The 19,085-nt window shown below is 50.2% G+C and carries 18 protein-coding genes, 1 tRNA gene and 1 pseudogene; 9 read left to right on the top strand and 11 right to left on the bottom strand.

Annotated features, from left to right (window positions below; all coding sequences use genetic code 11):
• Window positions 1–211 precede the first annotated feature (211 nt).
• The gene (locus BLP93_RS04075; RefSeq protein ID WP_092117483.1) at window positions 212–1,483 is read left to right on the top strand and encodes an RsmB/NOP family class I SAM-dependent RNA methyltransferase; all 1,272 of its coding nucleotides are present in this window, start codon (window positions 212–214) and stop codon (window positions 1,481–1,483) included.
• 21 nt (window positions 1,484–1,504) lie between these two features.
• Here the strand turns inward: BLP93_RS04075 and BLP93_RS04070 are convergent, their stop codons facing one another.
• Window positions 1,505–2,467, bottom strand: coding sequence for a bifunctional riboflavin kinase/FAD synthetase (locus BLP93_RS04070; RefSeq protein ID WP_092117481.1), 963 nt, complete (start codon window positions 2,465–2,467; stop codon window positions 1,505–1,507).
• Between the two features lie 237 nt (window positions 2,468–2,704).
• Here BLP93_RS04070 and BLP93_RS04065 point away from each other — a divergent pair.
• Window positions 2,705–2,791 (top strand) — tRNA-Leu (locus BLP93_RS04065).
• Window positions 2,792–3,031: 240 nt separating this feature from the next.
• Here BLP93_RS04065 and rfaE1 read toward each other — a convergent pair.
• Window positions 3,032–4,096: a D-glycero-beta-D-manno-heptose-7-phosphate kinase gene (gene rfaE1 / locus BLP93_RS04060; RefSeq protein ID WP_244148644.1), complete on the bottom strand. Its 1,065-nt coding sequence runs from the start codon at window positions 4,094–4,096 to the stop codon at window positions 3,032–3,034.
• Window positions 4,097–4,512: 416 nt separating this feature from the next.
• Window positions 4,513–5,112, bottom strand: a pseudogene (locus BLP93_RS04055) (ParB/RepB/Spo0J family partition protein); the annotation flags it as partial.
• A gap of 84 nt (window positions 5,113–5,196) precedes the next feature.
• Here BLP93_RS04055 and BLP93_RS04050 point away from each other — a divergent pair.
• Window positions 5,197–5,592 (top strand): hypothetical protein, encoded by a 396-nt coding sequence (locus tag BLP93_RS04050; RefSeq protein WP_092117477.1) that lies wholly within the window; start codon window positions 5,197–5,199, stop codon window positions 5,590–5,592.
• Window positions 5,593–6,148: 556 nt separating this feature from the next.
• On the opposite strand, the gene BLP93_RS04045 is transcribed toward BLP93_RS04050, so the two are convergent.
• The 7 genes from BLP93_RS04045 to BLP93_RS04015 all read right to left on the bottom strand — a co-directional run bounded on the left by BLP93_RS04045 (window position 6,149) and on the right by BLP93_RS04015 (window position 12,387).
• A complete protein-coding gene (locus tag BLP93_RS04045; protein ID WP_092117868.1) occupies window positions 6,149–6,928 on the bottom strand; it encodes a ParA family protein in 780 nt (259 codons plus the stop codon).
• 535 nt (window positions 6,929–7,463) lie between these two features.
• Window positions 7,464–7,733: a GAK system XXXCH domain-containing protein gene (locus BLP93_RS04040; protein ID WP_161946187.1), complete on the bottom strand. Its 270-nt coding sequence runs from the start codon at window positions 7,731–7,733 to the stop codon at window positions 7,464–7,466.
• Between the two features lie 63 nt (window positions 7,734–7,796).
• Window positions 7,797–8,528: a slipin family protein gene (locus BLP93_RS04035; protein ID WP_092117473.1), complete on the bottom strand. Its 732-nt coding sequence runs from the start codon at window positions 8,526–8,528 to the stop codon at window positions 7,797–7,799.
• 2 nt (window positions 8,529–8,530) lie between these two features.
• Complete coding sequence (locus BLP93_RS04030) at window positions 8,531–9,856, bottom strand: NfeD family protein (RefSeq protein WP_092117471.1); 1,326 nt, start codon at window positions 9,854–9,856, stop codon at window positions 8,531–8,533.
• 165 nt (window positions 9,857–10,021) lie between these two features.
• A complete protein-coding gene (locus BLP93_RS04025; RefSeq protein WP_092117469.1) occupies window positions 10,022–10,609 on the bottom strand; it encodes a hypothetical protein in 588 nt (195 codons plus the stop codon).
• A 78-nt stretch (window positions 10,610–10,687) separates the two neighbouring features.
• Window positions 10,688–11,914, bottom strand: a complete 1,227-nt coding sequence (gene coaBC, locus BLP93_RS04020; protein WP_092117467.1) for a bifunctional phosphopantothenoylcysteine decarboxylase/phosphopantothenate--cysteine ligase CoaBC — start codon at window positions 11,912–11,914, stop codon at window positions 10,688–10,690.
• Window positions 11,911–12,387, bottom strand: coding sequence for a hypothetical protein (locus BLP93_RS04015; RefSeq protein WP_092117465.1), 477 nt, complete (start codon window positions 12,385–12,387; stop codon window positions 11,911–11,913). The genes coaBC and BLP93_RS04015 overlap by 4 nt, the downstream gene beginning before the upstream one ends.
• 79 nt (window positions 12,388–12,466) lie before the next feature.
• Between BLP93_RS04015 and queA the strand changes: the two genes are divergently transcribed.
• From queA to aroE, 6 genes are all read left to right on the top strand, one after another.
• The gene (gene queA, locus BLP93_RS04010) at window positions 12,467–13,579 is read left to right on the top strand and encodes a tRNA preQ1(34) S-adenosylmethionine ribosyltransferase-isomerase QueA (protein WP_092117463.1); all 1,113 of its coding nucleotides are present in this window, start codon (window positions 12,467–12,469) and stop codon (window positions 13,577–13,579) included.
• Between the two features lie 123 nt (window positions 13,580–13,702).
• On the top strand, window positions 13,703–13,960 hold the full coding sequence (locus BLP93_RS04005; RefSeq protein WP_092117461.1) for a 4Fe-4S dicluster domain-containing protein: 258 nt from the start codon (window positions 13,703–13,705) through the stop codon (window positions 13,958–13,960).
• A complete protein-coding gene (locus tag BLP93_RS04000) occupies window positions 13,944–15,008 on the top strand; it encodes a 3-methyl-2-oxobutanoate dehydrogenase subunit VorB (protein WP_092117459.1) in 1,065 nt (354 codons plus the stop codon). The genes BLP93_RS04005 and BLP93_RS04000 overlap by 17 nt, the downstream gene beginning before the upstream one ends.
• 2 nt (window positions 15,009–15,010) lie before the next feature.
• The gene (locus tag BLP93_RS03995; protein ID WP_092117457.1) at window positions 15,011–15,772 is read left to right on the top strand and encodes a thiamine pyrophosphate-dependent enzyme; all 762 of its coding nucleotides are present in this window, start codon (window positions 15,011–15,013) and stop codon (window positions 15,770–15,772) included.
• Window positions 15,773–16,321 carry a 2-oxoacid:acceptor oxidoreductase family protein gene (locus tag BLP93_RS03990; RefSeq protein WP_092117455.1) on the top strand — a complete coding sequence of 183 codons (549 nt, stop codon included), beginning with the start codon at window positions 15,773–15,775 and terminating at the stop codon, window positions 16,319–16,321.
• A 67-nt stretch (window positions 16,322–16,388) separates the two neighbouring features.
• Window positions 16,389–17,225, top strand: coding sequence for a shikimate dehydrogenase (gene aroE / locus BLP93_RS03985; protein WP_092117454.1), 837 nt, complete (start codon window positions 16,389–16,391; stop codon window positions 17,223–17,225).
• 77 nt (window positions 17,226–17,302) lie between these two features.
• Here aroE and BLP93_RS03980 read toward each other — a convergent pair whose 3' ends face one another.
• Complete coding sequence (locus BLP93_RS03980) at window positions 17,303–18,940, bottom strand: LysM peptidoglycan-binding domain-containing protein (RefSeq protein ID WP_092117452.1); 1,638 nt, start codon at window positions 18,938–18,940, stop codon at window positions 17,303–17,305.
• Between the last annotated feature and the right edge of the window lie 145 nt (window positions 18,941–19,085).

Below are 19,085 nucleotides of genomic sequence, written 5' to 3'. Positions count from 1 at the left end.
TATGATTGGGCGAATCCCGAGACTTTACTGAAGGAACTGATTGGAACAATGACTCACGCAACCGTTTTATGGTTTAAACAAATAGCTCTCATAAACTCTTTTCCCCTCTAAAGCAAATATCCCTTCATCCGCAAGCCGAACACTCCACGATGCAAGTCCCTAGAATGAAAAAAATAACCACTCATAAGCCACGTATAAGGGCATAAGACGAATGCCGAGAAGTTTTCGTATCGTCTGCCAACCCGAACAGGTTTCCCTAGTGGAAGATCTGCTTCGATCCCAAGGTTATGTGTTCTCCCCGGAACCTTTCTCTCCCTTGGCCTATCAGGTGCACGAACAGCCCAAGCCACTTGGTTCGTCCATGGCGGCGGCATTCGGGCTGATTTACATTCAGGACCGTTCGTCCATGCTCCCCCCGCTGCTGCTCGATCCTCCCGCTGGGGCCATGGTTCTGGACATGTGCTCCAGCCCCGGCAGCAAAACGGGATTGCTGGCCCAGCTTGTGGGGCCGACGGGCCTGGTTTTGGCCAATGAACCCAATGAGCAGCGCTTGGCGACCCTGCGCCACAATCTGGCGGCTTTGAACCTGACACATGTGGCCACTTGCCGCTATCCGGGACAGGACCTTCCCCTGCCGGAAGGGCTGTTTTCTCATATTCTTCTCGATCCTCCCTGCAGCGGTTGGGGGACAGTGGAGCGCAATCCCCGCATTTTGGAAATGTGGCCCCCGCACAAGCTCAAACCGCTCATCTCCTTGCAACGCGAACTGTTGCGCAAGGCATTTTCAATGCTGGCTCCAGGAGGACGACTCCTGTATTCCACCTGCACAACCAACCCAGAAGAGAACCAAGATCAAGTCCAATGGGCCTTGTCCGAACTTGATTTGCAATCAACGCCTCTTCATTTTCTGCCGGGATTTGACGATTCCTGTACAACCTCCGACTTGACCGGCGGATGCATGCAGGTGCGCACCGAAGCCGGCGAAGGACAGGGCTTCTTTCTGTCTGCCCTGATCCGGGAGAAGGGCGACAATCCTCCGGATGCGCTTTCGGACCGGGACGATTTACCCGGCAAGCCCTTGGATATGAGCAGGTATTCAGGATCAGAAGATATTGCCTGGGCAAACCTGCCCGCCGGCGAAGTGCGCAACTTTAAAGGACGGATCATGTTTTTGCCCGAACGCACAATGGACTTCCCGCTGGGGCTCCGGTGGCAGGGTTATGAGTTGGGCCGACTCCAGGGCGACGTTGTGCGCCTGAACACCCGGCTGCGCCTGCTTCTTCCGGAATATGCGCCACAACGCGGAGTTAACATTGATGATGTCGAAGAATTGGTCAGACTTCTGCAAGGCCAGAGCCTGCAACTTCCGGCCGGGCAAATCCCATCGCGGAATAAAAGCGGGCCATTCGGCCTCTATTGGCGCGGACTGCCCCTGGGCTGGGCAACTGTCAAGGGCAATCGCTGCCTTTGGTCGCCGCGCTGACGCGGGATTTTCAACAACCTGCTAAACGCAGTGTCGCGCCTCAACTAGGTGCGCTTCCGGCGACCCGAGAATGCGGCGGGCCAGGAGGATGTCTTCCTGGATGCGGGAAATCAGAGCTTCCAGATTCTCGAATTTCTGCTCGCTGCGCAGCCGTTGCACGAAATGAATGCAGACTTCCTTGTCGTATATGTTTTCCTCGAAGTCCAGAATATGGGCTTCCACGGAGAGCACGTCATTGCCGAACGTGGGGTTGTAGCCGATATTGGCCACAGCCGGATACGTCCGCCCCAGATATTCGGCCCAGACCGCATATGCCCCTGTCTTGGGGAACAGTTCGTCTAGAAGTCGCAAATTGGCCGTAGGAAATCCCAACAGCTTGCCGCCTCGATTGCGTCCCGTCACCACCTTGCCCTGGACTCGATAAAACCTGCCCAACAGGGGTCTAACTTCCCACACCAGCCCGGACTGAACCATGTCCCGGATCCGTGAAGAACTGACCACCGCGTCATCGATCAGGACAGGACCGATCTGCTCGACGTCAAAGCCATAACGCTCCCCCAGTTCGCAAAGCATGACGTAGTCGCCCTTACGGTTGCGCCCGAAGGCGTAGTCGTAGCCTATGACCATATTCCGCATTCCCAGTCCTTGGACTAGATAGGTACAGACGAATTCCTCGGGCTCCAGCTTGGCCAGTTCTTTTGTAAACTCGACGCAGAAGGTGAAGTCCATGCCCAGAGTAGCGATGGCCTCCAACTTTTGATGGGGAAGGGTGATGAACGGCGGCGTATGCGCCCCGACAAGCACCCGCAAGGGATGCGGCTCAAAAGTCACGGCCACGCTGGACAACCCGCTGAGAGCGGCTTTTTGTCTGGTTCGGCAAAGCAGCTTTTGATGGCCCATGTGAACGCCGTCAAAATTGCCGATGGTAACGCAGGACTTCGAAACGTTTTTCAAAGCCTCTTGAAGACTACGCAAAACCTGCATGCGATGGGGATGCTCCTGATGAGAAAGGTATAAGCCTCTGCCGAACAGAAAAAAACAGAAGATGACTCGGCAGGAGGCGCACCTATGATGTCTACTGGAAAGCGATGGGACCTTCAACCGTGATATGATAAAATCCGCTGTCGGCGTTATGCCAAATAGTCATAACTTTTGTGCTGAAATAAAATTTACAGAACCTCTTGCCAACCTAAGCCAATCCGCGTAGAAGCTTCTCTTCGTGCCGAAGTGGTGGAATTGGTAGACACGCTAGGTTCAGGGTCTAGTGGGGGTTTCTCCGTGGGAGTTCGACTCTCCCCTTCGGCACCAAAAACGTCATATATGGCTCCAACTGAAAAGTTGGAGCCTTTTTTGTTTTAGCTCCCGAACCGACTCAAAATGATGCACGATAATTAGGCAGCCAATGAATTGCGCAACGCCATTTGATCATATCAGTATGAACAATGCGGCTATATGTTTTGCAACATGAGAGTTGCGGGATATTGCGAATGATGCAAATACCTTTCGCGATCCGGAACGATTTATAGCCGAGAAGTGCGATTTCAGTCGTCAGGATGCAATCTGACGGACCTCTGGAAGCGACCAGGTAAGAACGGCTTCTTTGAGCTGTTTCGGACTTACCGCTGTCGCCCCGACTTGGCCCACCACGATCCCCGCCGCATAATTTGCCAACAAGCAGCCAGTCAAAGGATCTAGGCCAGATGCCAGAGCCAGCCCGAGAACAGCGATGACGGTGTCCCCTGCTCCAGTCACGTCATATACCTTGCGAGCCGCTGTCGGAATATGGATTGCCTGTTGTTGAGACATGAACAGCATCATTCCCCTCGCTCCCATGGTAATGAGCAAGTGTTGGCTTTGCAGCTCGCGCATCAGACGGTTGCCGACGGCGAAGATTTCTTCATTTATGGCTTCCTCGTTCTTTTGTCTCCCCGCCGCGAGATGCCAATCGATGCCTGCCTCTTTGGTATTCGGAGTCAACATGGTGACCCCATTATAGAAAGGAAAGTTCCTGGGCTTGGGATCAACAATGATTCGCGGCTTGTGCTCCAACGCTTCGCAAATCAATCGAATCTCGTCCATCACGGAGCCAGTAATGAGCCCTTTGCCATAATCGGATATGATCAAAACTGAGCTGGTGCGCATTGCTTCCGCCACGCCGTGCAACAGATGCCGCATTCCTCCATCCGAAGGAATGCAGGAGGACTCCCGGTCCACACGCACCACCTGTTGTTGCTGAGCGATGATCCGCGTTTTCCGTGTTGTCGGCCGATCACATTCCTTGACACAACAATCATCTATTGCATGTGCGGCAAACATGTCCGAGATGCGTTTTGCAGCCTGATCCTGGCCAAGAAAACCGAACAGTTGAACCTTGCCGCCGAGGGTGGTTATGTTTTTGGCCACATTTCCCGCCCCCCCGAGCCGATATTCCTCGTTCTCCACACAGACCACCGGCACCGGGGCTTCCGGAGAAATCCTCTCCACCGAACCAAAGATATACTCATCAAGCATCACATCGCCAACGATCACGACCTTGTTCTTCGTCATGTTTTCAATCGCCGCGAGCAACGCTTCCCGTGTGATGTTGATCGCTGCTTTATCTTGATGTTCCATCAATTGATAATCTCTCTGGAAAATGTTGCGAGGCCGAATTCAAGGCAGGCTGAGCCTCTGCTGAATTGATCCGAGCTGACTGTGTCTCCGCGCGGAATATCCATAGCTACTGCTCATGAATTTATGCGTTCTCCATTTACACCCAGTTTCGTCAGCAACCGTTCAAACTCCTCACGGGAGCCGTAACTCATCGACATGGTGCCCTTTTCTTCCGAACCTCGGAGAGTGATTTTTTTGATTCCGATCTCCTTGACCAACACAGACTCATACTTCATTTGCAAGAGGTTTTGCGTATCGGATTTCTTTACACAGTCCTGCTTGCCTTGAAACGTGAAGCATCCATTGCATTTCCAGTACGCGGCATGCTGCTCACATTCGCGTACTGAAAGACCAAAATCCACAATTCTCTTTCGAAGGATGTTCTGATACTCAGGATCCGTGATGGCTGCCAACGCCCTGCCATGTCCGGCAGTATAAATATTTTGCTGAATATCTCGTTGAATATTATCTGGTAACTGCAACAACCGCAGCAGGTTGGTAATGTGGGAGCGACTCAAACCTGTCCGCTCCGCCAAATCGTTTTGGGTCGCCTTGAATTCGGTTTGCAGTTGTTGCAACGCCATCGCCTGCTCAATGGCATTCAAATCTTCGCGTTGCACATTTTCTATTAACGCGAGAGCAAGGCTTTCCCTGTCGCTCATTTCGCGGATGATCGCCGGTATTTCCACTAATCCTGCGATTTTTGAAGCCCGCCAACGTCGTTCTCCAGCAACGAGTTCATACGTGCCGTCCTCTTGGCCTGCACGAGCGATTACCGGCTGCAAGACACCATGGACCCTGATTGAAGATGCCAGCTCCGCCAAGGATTCCTGTGAAAATGTTTTTCGAGGTTGGTATCTATTTGGATGTAGAGCATCTACGGAAATCAAGGTAGAATCACGTGAAAGAAGCCCCTGTTCCTGGCTTTCCTCGCCGAGCAAGGCACCGAGCCCTCTCCCCAATCCGCGTAAGGCCATTTATCTTCTCCCATTGACTTGACATGAAACCCAAAAAGATAATCTCTTTTCGAGGCGTAACAATAATTTTCTAAAGGAGTTCCCATGTCTGAAAACTCGATCATTCATGCATTTGATGCATCTGGAAAACGTCTAGGAGTCTTTATCCCCTCATCGCTCTGGGATCAACTTGATAATCCCATCAAGAACGCTCTCGCAAATCCAGTTATAAAACCCAAGCAGGTCAAAGAACCGATCGCTGACTGGGAAACACTGGTGGCATGCTGGGATTTCCCCTACCCTGTGGACAAGGACGTGAATTGCCAGCACTGCGGCATCACAACCGAAGATTGGCAACATGACACACCGCGCAAGTTTCACCTGAAGGCCGCGAATCTCGGCGGACTCGTATCATTTGAGTGCTGCGCATGCCATGCCAGAATCAGAAAAAATCACTTCAAGGATGTCATTGAAGTAAGTTGCACCCCGCCAAATGACTAAAACAATCCAACAGCTAACGCGGGTCCATGCTCGCAACCCAAGAGAAACATTTGAACCACGAAGGTACAAAGGCCACAAATGAATAATTTCACTTTGCCGGGGTGAACCACAAAGTGAAAACTTGCCATTCCTGCGGGATGGTAACTACTCACCAGCGGTCCGGCTTGTCTCGATTTTTCGACCTCGCAACTCCTTCGTCGGCTTCGCAGCATCGAACCACTGCGTAAATGAACAGCATTTGGCGCTTCAAGCGTCTGGCAATGGTTCGATGAACGAATCCTGAATCATTCAGGCAGGCGATGCCGAAAAATCGAGACAAGCCGGACCACTTCATGCCATGCAAGCAAAATGTGCTGAGTAGATACGCGGGATATAAACATAGCCGTCAAGCTGGAAGCCGTTTCTTCGCTTTTCCTTCGTGCCTCTCGTGCCTTTGTGGTTCATAACTGTAGCGACTCAGCACCTTTCATAACAAAACCCGAAGTGTCGGCTTGGCACCTCTTTTTCGGCATCGCCTGTCTGACTGAGCCAAAAAGAGGCTGCCCGGTGTGATTGATCAGGCTGCACCTGCACGCCCCAGACGGCTGATGCATTCTTCCGCAAGTTTCAGATAGGCTTGAGAGCCTTTGGACTTGATATCATAGTTGATGACCGGCAGCCCATGACTTGGAGCCTCGGATAACCGAACGTTTCTTGGAATTGTTGTATCGAAAACCTTTCCGGGAAAGTGACTCTTGACCTCATTCTCTACATCCTTGGTCAAGTTGCTCCTCGCGTCGTGCATGGTCAAGATAATCCCCAGCATTGACAAATTCGGATTCAATCGCTGTCGGATCAACTTGTAAGTGCGCATCAACTGAGCCATGCCTTCCAACGCGAAGAACTCGCACTGCATAGGTACAATGAGGTATTGTGCCGCACATAAGGCATTCACGGTCAACAAGCCCAATGATGGAGGGCAGTCAATTATCACATAGTCAAAAGCATCGCCAATCTGTTTGATCCCTTCCCGTAAATAAAATTCCCGCCCTTCCCTGCCCACAAGTTCGAGTTCCACTCCCACCAAGTCAGATGTTGCCGGGAGGAGAGAAAGATATGGGAATGATGTTGCATGCACGGCATCTTGGAAACAAACCGGCTCAAAATATGCGGAAAACAAGTTCTGTTTTCGTGAAGCCTTGTCCCACCCAACGCCACTCGTTGCATTCCCTTGAGGATCACAATCCGCCAGAAGAATTTTTTTTTCCATCACGGCAAGACATGCCGCCAAATTGACCGCGGTGGTGGTCTTGCCCACACCGCCCTTTTGATTGGCAACAACAACGACTTTTGCCACCTTTTCCTCACTTTCCAATTTTAAGTATTGAACCAATTGTCTCAATATCAATACAACCCTCAGCAGATTAATTCCGCATGCGGTTTTCAACCGACAACAGCAGAATGTTCGCATGAGTTGTATTCACTTATGTTGACATCTGCATGCATGTGCAGCCAAAGCCAGACCTTCCGGCACAAGACGAGATCCTGCATCAAACATCGATGATTCAATGCTCGACAAGGAGGCAAGCACAGAACTGGCCAACACAACAAATGAGCACGCGTCGCCGCACATTGAGACAATCCTGGCGTCAGCCGAGGAACATAATAATTATGGATATGATGACTTGAATAGGCCCTGCTCGCCTTGACTGATGCCGAAGCCATATTGGCCATCCAAACGTTCCGGGGCATAAATGCCATACACTGTCAGTTCACGCAATGCTCTCAAGGCATGAACGATTGGAGACGTTCAGAAGGTGGCAATACCAAGACAAGCAGGACCCGAAGGGAGCGCTGCAAAGAAGTCGAAGGTTAATGTTTCACGTGAAACATTAACCTTCGACCCTGAAGGTTTTGTGGCAAAAGGTTTGTGCGTCGTGGAGGGCATCAATCAGCAGGACAGCCTCCTGAATATTCCGCTTTTTGACAACCATGAGCAACTGTCGGGTCAAGTGCAAAAAATCTTCTGCCTCGGAATGCCAAGAATCATCTGCATGCATGGTCATCTTTTCAGATAAATGCAAAAAAGCAGTGACGTCATTCAATGTCGGCAGTTCGCCCGATTCAGCAGTTTGCTGAAGAGAAGCAAACAACTCACGCATTTGGTTTTTATGAGCTGCAAAATTCATCGGGATATAAGTTGGTTAAAGGTTTTAATACAAGAGTTATTTACTGATAAGTTTAAGAAAATCGAGAGGGATCGGAAGGATCGTGGATTGGCTGGAAGATGCCATCTCACGCATTGTCTGCAGATAGCGTAGTGAAAGAGCATTAGGACTGCGTGCGATAATCTCGGCAGCTTGGGTCAACTTTTCAGCTGCCTGGAATTCACCCTCTGCGTTGATGATCTTTGCGCGACGTTCACGTTCAGCCTCAGCTTGTTTTGCCATGGCGCGTTGCATTTCCGTAGGTAGATCCACATGCTTCAACTCAACACCGGAAACCTTGATCCCCCATGCATCCGTTTGCGTGTCAAGGATAGTTTGAATTTGCAAGTTAACTTCTTCACGCTGAGACAAGATTTGATCAAGCTCAACAGCTCCGCAAACGCTTCGCAGCGTGGTCTGAGACAATTGAGACGTCGCAAATAGATAGTCTTCAATCTGCAACACTGATTTAGAAGGATCAACTACGCGAAAATAGATGACGGCGTTAACCTTGATACTAACATTGTCTTTGGTGATGACATCTTGATGCGGAACATCCATTGCAACAGTTCGAAGGCTGGTTTTGACCATCTTGTCAAGAACTGGAATTAAGATGATCAATCCAGGTCCCTTTGTCGCAACATATCGTCCTAATCGAAAAATAACGCCTCGCTCGTATTCATTCAAAATCCGAATTGCAGAAAACAGGAAAAAAGCGACAATAAGTAATAATGGTAAAAAAGAAGCCATGGTCATCCTCCGGTATCGTTATGTGGTTGATTATGAGTTATCTTTAGTACAAGGCCGTCAACTTCAGCTACAGTTACGAGATCACCAGGCTCCAAGCTCATCGGAGTTTGACTTTCCGCGCTCCAGGATTCGCCATGCAAATGCACCATGCCTCGCTGGCCTGACCAACGAAGGACTCTCGCGTTACCACCAATAAGTTTATGCGGTCCGGTAAAAGGCTTATGATGGTGGGCCCTGGCTACTAGGTAAATACAGAAAGCCATAAAGGCCGAAATACCTGCGGTGGTGACAAGTATGGTAGCCATATGAACTCCGCCAAGTCCATATTCAAAGCGAAAAAGAATCACAGACCCGAAAAATATGGCTATGGTTGCGGCAATACTCAGTAAACCAAAGCTTGTAACCATCAGTTCCAACCCAAATAGCATAAGCCCGAAAAGGATCAAAAGGAGACCAGCAACATTTGTCGGTAAAATGGAGAGAGCGTATAGCCCAAGCAACAGGCATAGTCCGCCTAGGACACCTGGGAAAATCGCCCCTGGATTGGTCAACTCAAAAAAGATGCCCGCGAGTCCTCCCATTAACAAGAAATAGGCGATTTGCGGGTCAAGCATCCAAGATAATATGGAGTACCAAAGGCCGGGTTCAATGTCGATAAATTGAACGTCGTCGATTTGAAAATAAATTCTTTCATTTTGCCAATCAAAACCACGGATACCAATTTGCTCCACAAAGTCTGGAATGCTGACCGCGACAAATTCGACAACACGTTGCATGGCAGATTCCGTACCAGTCAAATTGGCGCTCTCTGTGACGGCACTGATGTACCAGTCAACGTTTCTCCCGCGACTTTGGGCGGAAGATCGAACCAAGCTGAGAAAGTCATTAAGGATCTTGTCTGCCATAGCTTCTGGAATATCCTCGCCACCAACCCCTACAGGGCGAGCGGAGCCAATATTGGAATTTGGGCTCATGCCGGCGATTGCCGAAGATGCGACGAGGAATACCCCTGCTGATGCGGCACGGGATCCATCAGGGCCCACCCAAATTGCAACAGGCAAAGGCGCATTCAAAATTTGCCTAACCATGTTTCTTGTTGTTTCGCCAAGCCCTCCAGGAGTATCGAGTTGAACTACGAGCATCAAAGACTGCTCCCTGAAGGCATTCGTAATTGCTTCTTTTAAAAGATCTTCCTGGGCTGGATTGATGGAACCACGAATCTGCAAAGTATGAATTGACAGTGCTTGATCAGCATGGGTCAAGGTAGGAAATAATGAAGTCCAACAAAAAAAGAAAAAAGAAATGAAGAAAAAGAAAGCTTGTTGCATAAGAGACTCTTTATGTAAAAAATGAACCAATTGGAAAAAAATTCATAAAGTTACAGAAACAAGTTCGGACATAGGTTAAAAACAAGCCAGTGGTGCCGATTGATTGCATGTCCTTACATGTTGGACATTCTGGATATAATATATGTTAAAGAATAGATTTATGGTTTAAATTTCCAAAGGGCGTATCAGGCTCCATGCTTTTCTTTTTACAGACTTATTATCAGGCAACATTTCCTCGGCGCCAGGAAGAAAAATAATGGGTACGGAAGTATTGAAGGACAACGCGTTTGAATGATCATGAAACAGTCCATGAGCAGCAGAGCCGAAGCAAAAGATAAATTTTGGACATACCTTGTTAACAAATTTACAAAAAAAATCTATAGATCGAGAGATCGTTGCAGAGTGCCAAGGATGCAGTTCGATAGGCCAAAAAGCCACGTGCTGCTGTTGCAAGCCCTTCGCTTTCATAATCGAATACCACAGTTCCAAACGTTGTGGATCTGGATTCCCACGAAAGTCCTGGTCAAGCTCGAAGTATGTCCATACTACTTTAACAGAATCTGAAATCTTATGAAGGTAAAAAAGGAAGGGTTCAGGAAAGGTCGCCTCAGAATAAACCTGCTGTTGATCATGACTGGGAATGTCTTTAGTAATCACTGCAGTGGAAGGCATCTCCTGAGTGGGGTGGTAAAGAAACGCCAACCCCATTTCGCGAAAGATCCGAATATTTTCTTCCAGTTGATTGTTCAACATAATTTGTTCACAAAAAAATACGCTATGAATCAAAGCCCCAGAACATAAGGAAATCACCCACACGGCATTGGCAGTGACCTACACCTGGGAATCCATGACCCACTCAACAATTCGCATTCCAATCTCTGATTTCGGGAGAACAGGCCAACTCTCTTGCCTGCCGTAAGCATCGGCGATAAAAACCATATTCCGACTGGAGCCAAATCCGCAATCAGACATGTTGACAGGATTCGCGACGATCAGATCCAAATTCTTATCTTTCAATTTACGTAGCGCTTCAGACTGAATATTACAGGATTCAGCGGCGAAACCGATGATAAACTGGGATGATCGCCTTTTCTTGCCGATATCAAAAAGAATATCAGGATTTTGCTGTAATTCAAGCACCAGGTTTGATCCGAGTTCGGACTTTTTTACCTTTTCCCGCGGACTGTTCAAGAAACGATAATCAGATACCGCAGCGGTACAACAAATAATATCCATATTTGAGGCGATGTCGAGACAAGCTTCATGCATTTGCAACGCACTGGAAACGCTGATGACGTCAAGAAAACGTGGAAGCCATAAAGAAGGAACAGGCCCGGCGACTACAGAGACCTCCGCTCCCAGCAACCATGCGGCCAAGGCGATGGAAGCCCCCATGGTTCCAGATGAATTATTGGTCAACACCCGAACCGGATCCCAAAACTCCTGGGTTGGCCCGAGATTGACAAGCATACGCTTTCCGGCGAGGTTTTGAGGCAACAGTGTCTTTAAAGTTGTCAGAAATATTTCCTCAGTTTCCGCCAACCTGCCCTCTCCTACTTCTCCGCACGCCATTAGCCCTGTTTCAGGGGGGACGAAGACGACATTTCGGTTTTTCAAAGCGGCGACATTTGCTTGCACTGCAGGGTTGGACCAGATCCGAGGATTCATTGCCGGTGCATGAATTGTCGTGCCAGCAAAAGAAAATAGTTGCGAACTGAGAAGATCATCACCAATGCCATGGGCATGTTTGGCAAGCATGTTGGCCGTTGATGGGGCAATGAGCAGGACATCGGCGTTTTGGGCAGGTTCAAGATGCGCATACTCAGCTTGATTCGCTGCAAAAAGTCCTTCATAGACCGGTCCGGAGGTCAGGGCTTGGAACTGAAGCGGCCGGATGAACTCCTGCGCCGCCTTGGTCAACGTCACACCGACTGTAATGTCCGCACGTTGCAATCGACGCATGATGTCCACGGCCCGAAACGCCGAGATGCTGCCGCAGACGCCAAGATGAACTCTTGTCCCTGAAAAGCCCGTGAAGTCGGTATGACTGAAATTCATTGGGTCAATGTCCGTTCGTGTCGAACCGGGCCAGCGGCGACATTGCCCTTGGGTGCGATCCAGATCTCCATTGTCGTGGTTATTCGACCGTCCTGAATATTGATGATGCAGTCCCTGTCAGGCTTGGTGAAAACCATGATTGCTCTCTGATAGCGAAATGAACTGCTCATTTGCCAGCCGTCCTTGAGCATGTTGTTGGTGAAAAAGGAAGTCAACGAAACGGGATCAACTCTGCCCTTGAAGACAAGGACTCCGGCTTTGACACCGGGCGTTTCAACGACAAAAGACGATCGAGGCTGAAGTTCCATGTCCCGAGGTACAAGAATATCGTCAAAATCGTAATAATAATTAGCTGAACCTTTGAATGTTACCTGAGAATCTGAGACATCATTTTCTGAAGCGACAAGCTTGCCGGAACAGGAAACAAGGAAAAAAAGCAGCATTGCGAGAACAAGATGAGGAAACATTTTCATGGTATTCTCCATAAGGCATTGATGAATCAATTAAATTGATAGAAAGGTAACTCAACTAAAAACGGGATTCAAGAAAAAGATGAAGTATATTGAATCAGTGCGTGACACAAGTAAAGAGTTTTTCCTGGATGATTATGATTATCATCTGCCAGAAGAATTAATCGCTCAATCTCCTCCTCTGCGGAGAGGCGATTCCAAGTTGCTGGTTGTCTCCAGGCAAGATTCTTCGGTTCAACACAGCGCGTTTGCCGAACTTCTAGACCATTTATCTAAAAAAAGCCTTATCGTCGTAAACAATTCCACGGTGGTACCGGCTAGAATCCGAGCCAGGACAGAGACGGGCAGCGAGCTGGAAATGCTTTTGCTAACGCCGCTGGACCTTTTACAGCAAAATTTGGTGAAAACTGCTTCATCATGCAAAGTTAGCGCAACAGCGCTCCTTCGGCCGAGTAAAAAATTCAAGGAAGGAAAAAAAATAAACTTCGGCCAGCTTACTGTTGAAGTGATAGAAAAACAAAGATTTGGGCATTGTCAGGTAATACTGCATTGGAACGGAAATAGTCTGGAAAGTATTCTGAATCAAGCCGGCGAGATGCCCCTGCCACCGTACATTCGCCGCAAACCAGATGCGGGAGATTCGGACCGTTACCAAACGATCTATGCCGACTCGGCAGAAAAGGGATCCATAGCCGCACCGACCGCCGGATTGCACTTCACCCGGGAGATGCGGGACAAATTGCTGGACGCGGGCCATTCATGGGCCGAGGTTACGTTGTATGTTGGCTATGGAACCTTCAGCCCAATTCGTGAACAGGATATCCGAAATCATACGATGCATTCCGAATACGTGAAAATTGACGAGCATTGCGTGGAAATGATTTGCAAAGCCAAAAAGGATGGAAATCCGGTCATAGCCGTGGGTACGACATCCATGAGGACGCTCGAAGGGATCGCAGCCATAAAGGGTCGGCTTGAACCGTTCAAAGGGTGGCTGGATACGTATATCTATCCTGGCTTCGAGTTCAAAATTGTTGAGGGGTTGATCACGAATTTTCATTTGCCAAGGTCCAGTCTGCTCGTTCTCGTCAGTGCGTTTGCCGGTCGAGAGCGAATGCTCGCCGCCTACCGAAAGGCAGTGGAAGCGCGGTACAAGTTTTTTTCATATGGCGACGCGATGTTCATCAAGCCGTAATTTACATCGCATGGATACTGAACCGGACCTGATCTGAATTTGCGATTTGTTGCATTCATCTTTTCAAAAAATGACAGATCGAGTAAGAATCATGAATCAGACCATATCAGAGGAGAGTGAATAATGAAACCAGTCACATTTCGGGAAGATCGGTGCAAGGGATGTTCCTTGTGCATCACGGTTTGTCCCAAGGAAATCATCACTGTGTCGCCGCGTTTCAACAAATCGGGGTATAAGGTTGTTGAAGTTGTCGACGACAGCATGGAAAGCTGCACGAGTTGTGCCGCCTGTGCTTTGATCTGTCCGGATTATGCCATATCTGTCTGGAGAAATCCTGCCAAGGATAAAAAAGGAGTACAAGCAGATGTCCTCGAAGGTTGAACGAATCCTGGTCAAAGGCAATGAGGCCATTTGTCGGGGCGCCGTGGATGCCGGCTGCCAATGTTTTTTTGGCTACCCTATCACCCCACAGAACGACATCCCGGAATACATGTCCAAGGTCATGCCGCAGTTGGGCCGGGCTTTTGTCCAAGCGGAGAGTGAAGTCGCCGCCGCAAACATGCTGCTCGGCGCTGCGGCCTGTGGCATTCGTGCAATGACGTCATCTTCGAGCCCGGGAATTTCCTTGAAACAGGAAGCCATCTCTTACATGGGGGGAACCGAGCTGCCGGCCGTGATCGTGAACATCAGCCGCGGCGGTCCGGGGCTTGGCGATATCGGCCCCTCCCAAGGCGATTACTATCAGGCCGTCAAAGGCGGCGGGCACGGCGACTATCGGCAGCTTGTATTGGCTCCGGGAACTGTTCAGGAAGCCTACGACCTTGTCCTCAAGGCTTTTGACTTGGCATTTGCCTATCGTAATCCGGTCATGATTTTGGGCGACGCCATCATCGGGCAGATGATGGAACCTGTTTCAATAAATCCGACGAGTTCTACACAGGGTGCAACAGACCTCGGCTGGAACCTGACCGGCAAGGGACACCGCGATCCGAGACTCTTGAAATCCCTGCACCTGGTGGATGGAGCACTGGCGGGGCATAACTCGCGTTTGCGTGAGAAATACTTGAGCATGGAGCGTGAAGTTCTGTTCGACAACTTTCTTGTTGACGATGCGGAACTCGTTGTCGTGGCCTTCGGCTCCATCGGGCGGATCGTGAAAAGCACTATCCGCAAGCTCAGGGCAAGCGGCCATAACATAGGGCTGCACAGGCCGATCACCTTGTTTCCATTCCCAAACCTGGAACTTGAACGTCTGGCGAAAGCAGGCAAACGGTTCTTGACCATCGAACATAACCTGGGACAGATGGTTGATGATGTACGACTGGCCATCCGAAGACATGCGGATTCGGATTTCCATGGCCATTTGCCTGGAAATCTGCCGACGCCGGATGACTTTGAACAACCAATTCTTCGGGCACTGGGAGTCTGATCATGAAAAATGGAAAAGAAGCTTTCACCTTGCCAAGCGTCCTGGCGGACATCCCCACCCACTATTGCCCTGGATGTCAACATGGCGTGGCACAGCGGCTGGTAGCGGAATGTCTGGAGGAACTGGGCCTTGCCGAAAAGGCCATCTGTGTCGGGTCCATAGGATGCTCTGTTTTTATCTATAACTATCTCAAAGTAGACGCCGTTGAGGCGCCCCACGGCAGAGCCCCGGCCGTGGCTACCGGAGTCAAACGGGCCAGACCTGAAGCTGCCGTGTTCACCTATCAGGGTGACGGGGATCTGGCGTCCATTGGTTTGGCGGAAACCATGCACTGCGCCAACCGGGGAGAACGCGTGAGCATTATCTTCGTGAACAATACCGTGTACGGGATGACAGGCGGACAGATGGCTCCGACGACCATGGTTGGGCAGAAAACCACGACCTGCCCGAGTGGCCGTTGCGCCGAAAATGAAGGAGAGGCGATCAAGATGACGGAAATTATCGCCTCTCTCGGCGGAACCGCCTATGCTGCCCGTGTAGCGGTGGACACGGTCAAGCGGTTAAGGGATGCCAAGAGAGCCGTGCGCAAGGCGTTTGAAGCGCCGATGAACAATCTCGGTCTTGGTTTCGTGGAAATCCTGGCCACCTGTCCGACAAATTGGAAAATGACGCCGGTGCAGGCCAACAAACGAATATCCGAAGAACTGATCCCCTATTTTCCATTGGGTACGTTCAAGGATCTTTCGGTTAAGGAGGATGCATAAATGAACTCCTATCAGGATGTAATCGTGGCCGGTTTCGGCGGTCAGGGAGTCATGCTGATCGGAACATTGCTGGCCTATGCCGCCATGGAAGACGGCCAGAATGTGACGTATCTGCCGGTCTACGGCCCGGAAATGCGGGGAGGAACGGCAAACTGCACCGTGGTGGTATCGCGGGAGGACATCGGATCGCCGATTATCCACAACGCACGCTCGCTCATCGCCATGAACCGACCATCATTGGAAAAGTTTCAGCCCAGGGTCCAGGATGGCGGTATCATCGTCATCAATTCCTCCCTGGTCGACATGGAGCTTGCGGATGCAGAGCGCGTTCGCACGGTGGGAGTGCCGGCAAATGAAATTGCCGACAGCCTCGGCAACACACGGATGGCGAATATGGTTGCCATCGGAGCATATGTACAACTGACCGGGGTAGTCCCCCTGAGCGTCGTCAAGGAGAGCCTGAAAAAGGTGATCTCACCGAATTACGCCAAGATGATCCCGGCCAATGAGCAGGCAATCCAAGCCGGTGCGGACGCGGTCAGCAGATAACCACATCAATTCTGCAACATTCATCGACAGCCCTGGGGCTTAAGCGTAAGCCCCAGGGCGCACAGCCATGACATCCACTGATCAAGAATTTTTTGTCCCCGATGCAATTTACGGGATCATTGGCCATCCTCTCGGACATACCCTGAGCCCTTTGCTGCACAATTGGGGCTTTCGAAAATACGGTCTCCAGGCCGCCTATTTTCGCTGGCCCTTGCTCCCCGAGAACCTGCCTGAATTTCTCGCCGCCGTGCGGACCCTCCCCATTTTTGGGGTCAGTGTCACCATACCTCACAAACGAGCCGTCATGCCCTACCTGGATGATTATTCCCAGGATGCTCGGCATGTGGGCGCGGTGAATACCCTATATTGGAAAGAAGGAAGATTGTGGGGCGAGAATACGGACGTCCTGGGATTCCTGAAACCTCTTGAAACTCATCTGGCTTTGATACAGTCGGCCTTGATTCTCGGGGTGGGCGGTGCGGCGAGGGCCGCATTACAGGGATTGAAACAGGCAGGTGTGCAACAGATCGCTATAACAGGAAGAAAGCCTGAGGCCGCTGAGCAGCTGGCTCAAGAATTTGGCGTCAATCGTCTGGATTGGACAGGGCGTGCCGACTGGCGGGGAGATCTGCTGGTCAACGCCACGCCATTGGGAATGATGGGACAACTGGTTGAGCAATCTCCGTGGCCCGGTGAAATGACGGACATCCGGCATGTCTACGATCTCGTCTACAACCCACGCAAGACCGCATTTCTGCGTCAAGGCGAAACCTCAGGCGCACACACCATTGAGGGCATGGACATGTTTACCGCCCAAGCCATCGCCCAGTTTCAACTCTGGACCGGACTCACTCCTGATTCGGTAGATTTTCGCAATATTGTCATGTCAGCCTTGCATACATGAACTGTCGAAGGACCAAAAAATCGACACGGCGCAAATTAAAATTTTGTGCTTAAAGGCACTTCTTTAATCGAACCTACTCAAGGAACGTAAATCTTCAAATTATCGCCTGGACGAATGAGTCCGTTACGCGGCAACTTGTTCCAGGCAACGAGATTGTTGGTCGTGACGCCGAAACGTTGGGCTATGCGCCAGAGGTTATCACCATTACGGACCTTGTACTGTACGACTTTGGGAGTAACGGAGGCGCGAGCAGTGGAACCGGCGCGATCAACCTGGGGTATGTACATGCGTTGTCCAACTTGAAGGGTTTGCTTTTCAGAAATCCCGTTGGCCTGGGCCAATGTTTGGACAGTTACTCCAAATTTGCGTGAAAGCTGCCAGAGCGTGTCGCCGGATTGAATTACATAATTGGCCCGCTGGCTCGCCCTTTCCTGAGTGGCGGCACTATTGCCTGCATTCTGGGCAGCGGCAACGACTGCCGGAGAACCGGGCACCATGAGTGATTCACCAATTCGTAGAGTATTCGTATTTTTGTTGTTGATCCGTTTTAATACATCAATGGGCGTGTTGAACCGCGATGAAAGCACCCACCAGGAGTCGCCCCGTCGAACCTGATATCGCTGGAAGCCGGTAAGGGTAGAGGTTGTCGGTTTTTTTAAATACGCAGCAACAAGTTGCTGTTTTTCTTGAGGGACAAATATTTTTAAATTGCGTTCAGGTGGGCTTACCTGGCGACGAAAAGAAGGGTTGTAACTACGGAATGTTTCCCAATCCATACCGCAAGAGTTGGACAAGGCGACCAGATCCGTCCCTCCTTTGATCTCCATCTCCGCCAAGGACGGCCCATTGGACCAGTCGATGGGGTCAAAACCAAGCTCTTCAAGATTCTGGATTATTTTGAGGATAGCCATGAATTTCGGAACATAATGGCGAGTCTCATTGGCAAGCAAATTGTTAATGGCGGCGAGGTCAAAATAATTGTCCGTGCCACTACGCTGCATGGCACGTGATATACGCCCTTCTCCGGCATTATAGGCAGCCAGGGCCAAATGCCAGCAGTTGAACATGTCATAGAGCCTGGATAGATAGGCGGCCGCGGCGTGAGTGGAGAGCCGGGGATCGCGGCGTTGGTCAATCCACCAGTCAAACGTCATACCGTACATTTGTCCGGTAGCGGGCATGAATTGCCACATCCCGCCAGCGCCAGCCCTGGAGTAGGCCATGGGATTGTAGCCGCTTTCAAGAAAGGGCAGATATATTAGATCATGAGGCAAACCGTAGCTTGCGAATATGTCACGTACCTCGGGCAGAAATTGCTCGGACCGTCTCAGCCACATTTCAAACCGATCGCGGCCTTCGTGGGTAAAATAACGAAAATAACGCTCAACATCTTTCGTTTCTTTAATATCCAGAACGAATTCAAATTCAGTGGGTGTGTCTAGGGCCCGCTGCTCCGCTTCGGTCAAGGGTGTTTGCAAATCAACCATGGGTTGTCCGAAGGCATCAAGTGGAGGATCAGGCAAGTACGTCAGCTCGCCTTCTTCAATCAATTCCAGTGTGGTTGATTGCCCATCCGCAATTTGTCTGACATTCTTATCCTGTTGCGCATGTGTTGGAAGCGGAAGTGTTGATACGGGCGTCTGCTTTTGGTTGGCGGCGCAGGCCGAGAGAAGAAGAGTCATTATCAGGATAAGAAGGCTCGAACGTAGGGGCATGCAAAGTCTCCATCGGGTTGGCATTGACGACTCCGTTGACGTTTCCCATTGCGTGATAATGAGATATGGGCAGACTGTCGAAGTTTCTTACAGCGGGGATGATTAGCGGAAAAGAAAATGAAGCGCAAGGCACAAAAAATCAAGA

It is taken from the genome of Desulfonatronum thiosulfatophilum (genome assembly GCF_900104215.1).
Taxonomy (GTDB): Bacteria; Desulfobacterota; Desulfovibrionia; order Desulfovibrionales; family Desulfonatronaceae; genus Desulfonatronum; species Desulfonatronum thiosulfatophilum.
Note: the sequence above shows the minus strand (reverse complement) of the source record. Positions and strands in the feature narration are given on the sequence as shown.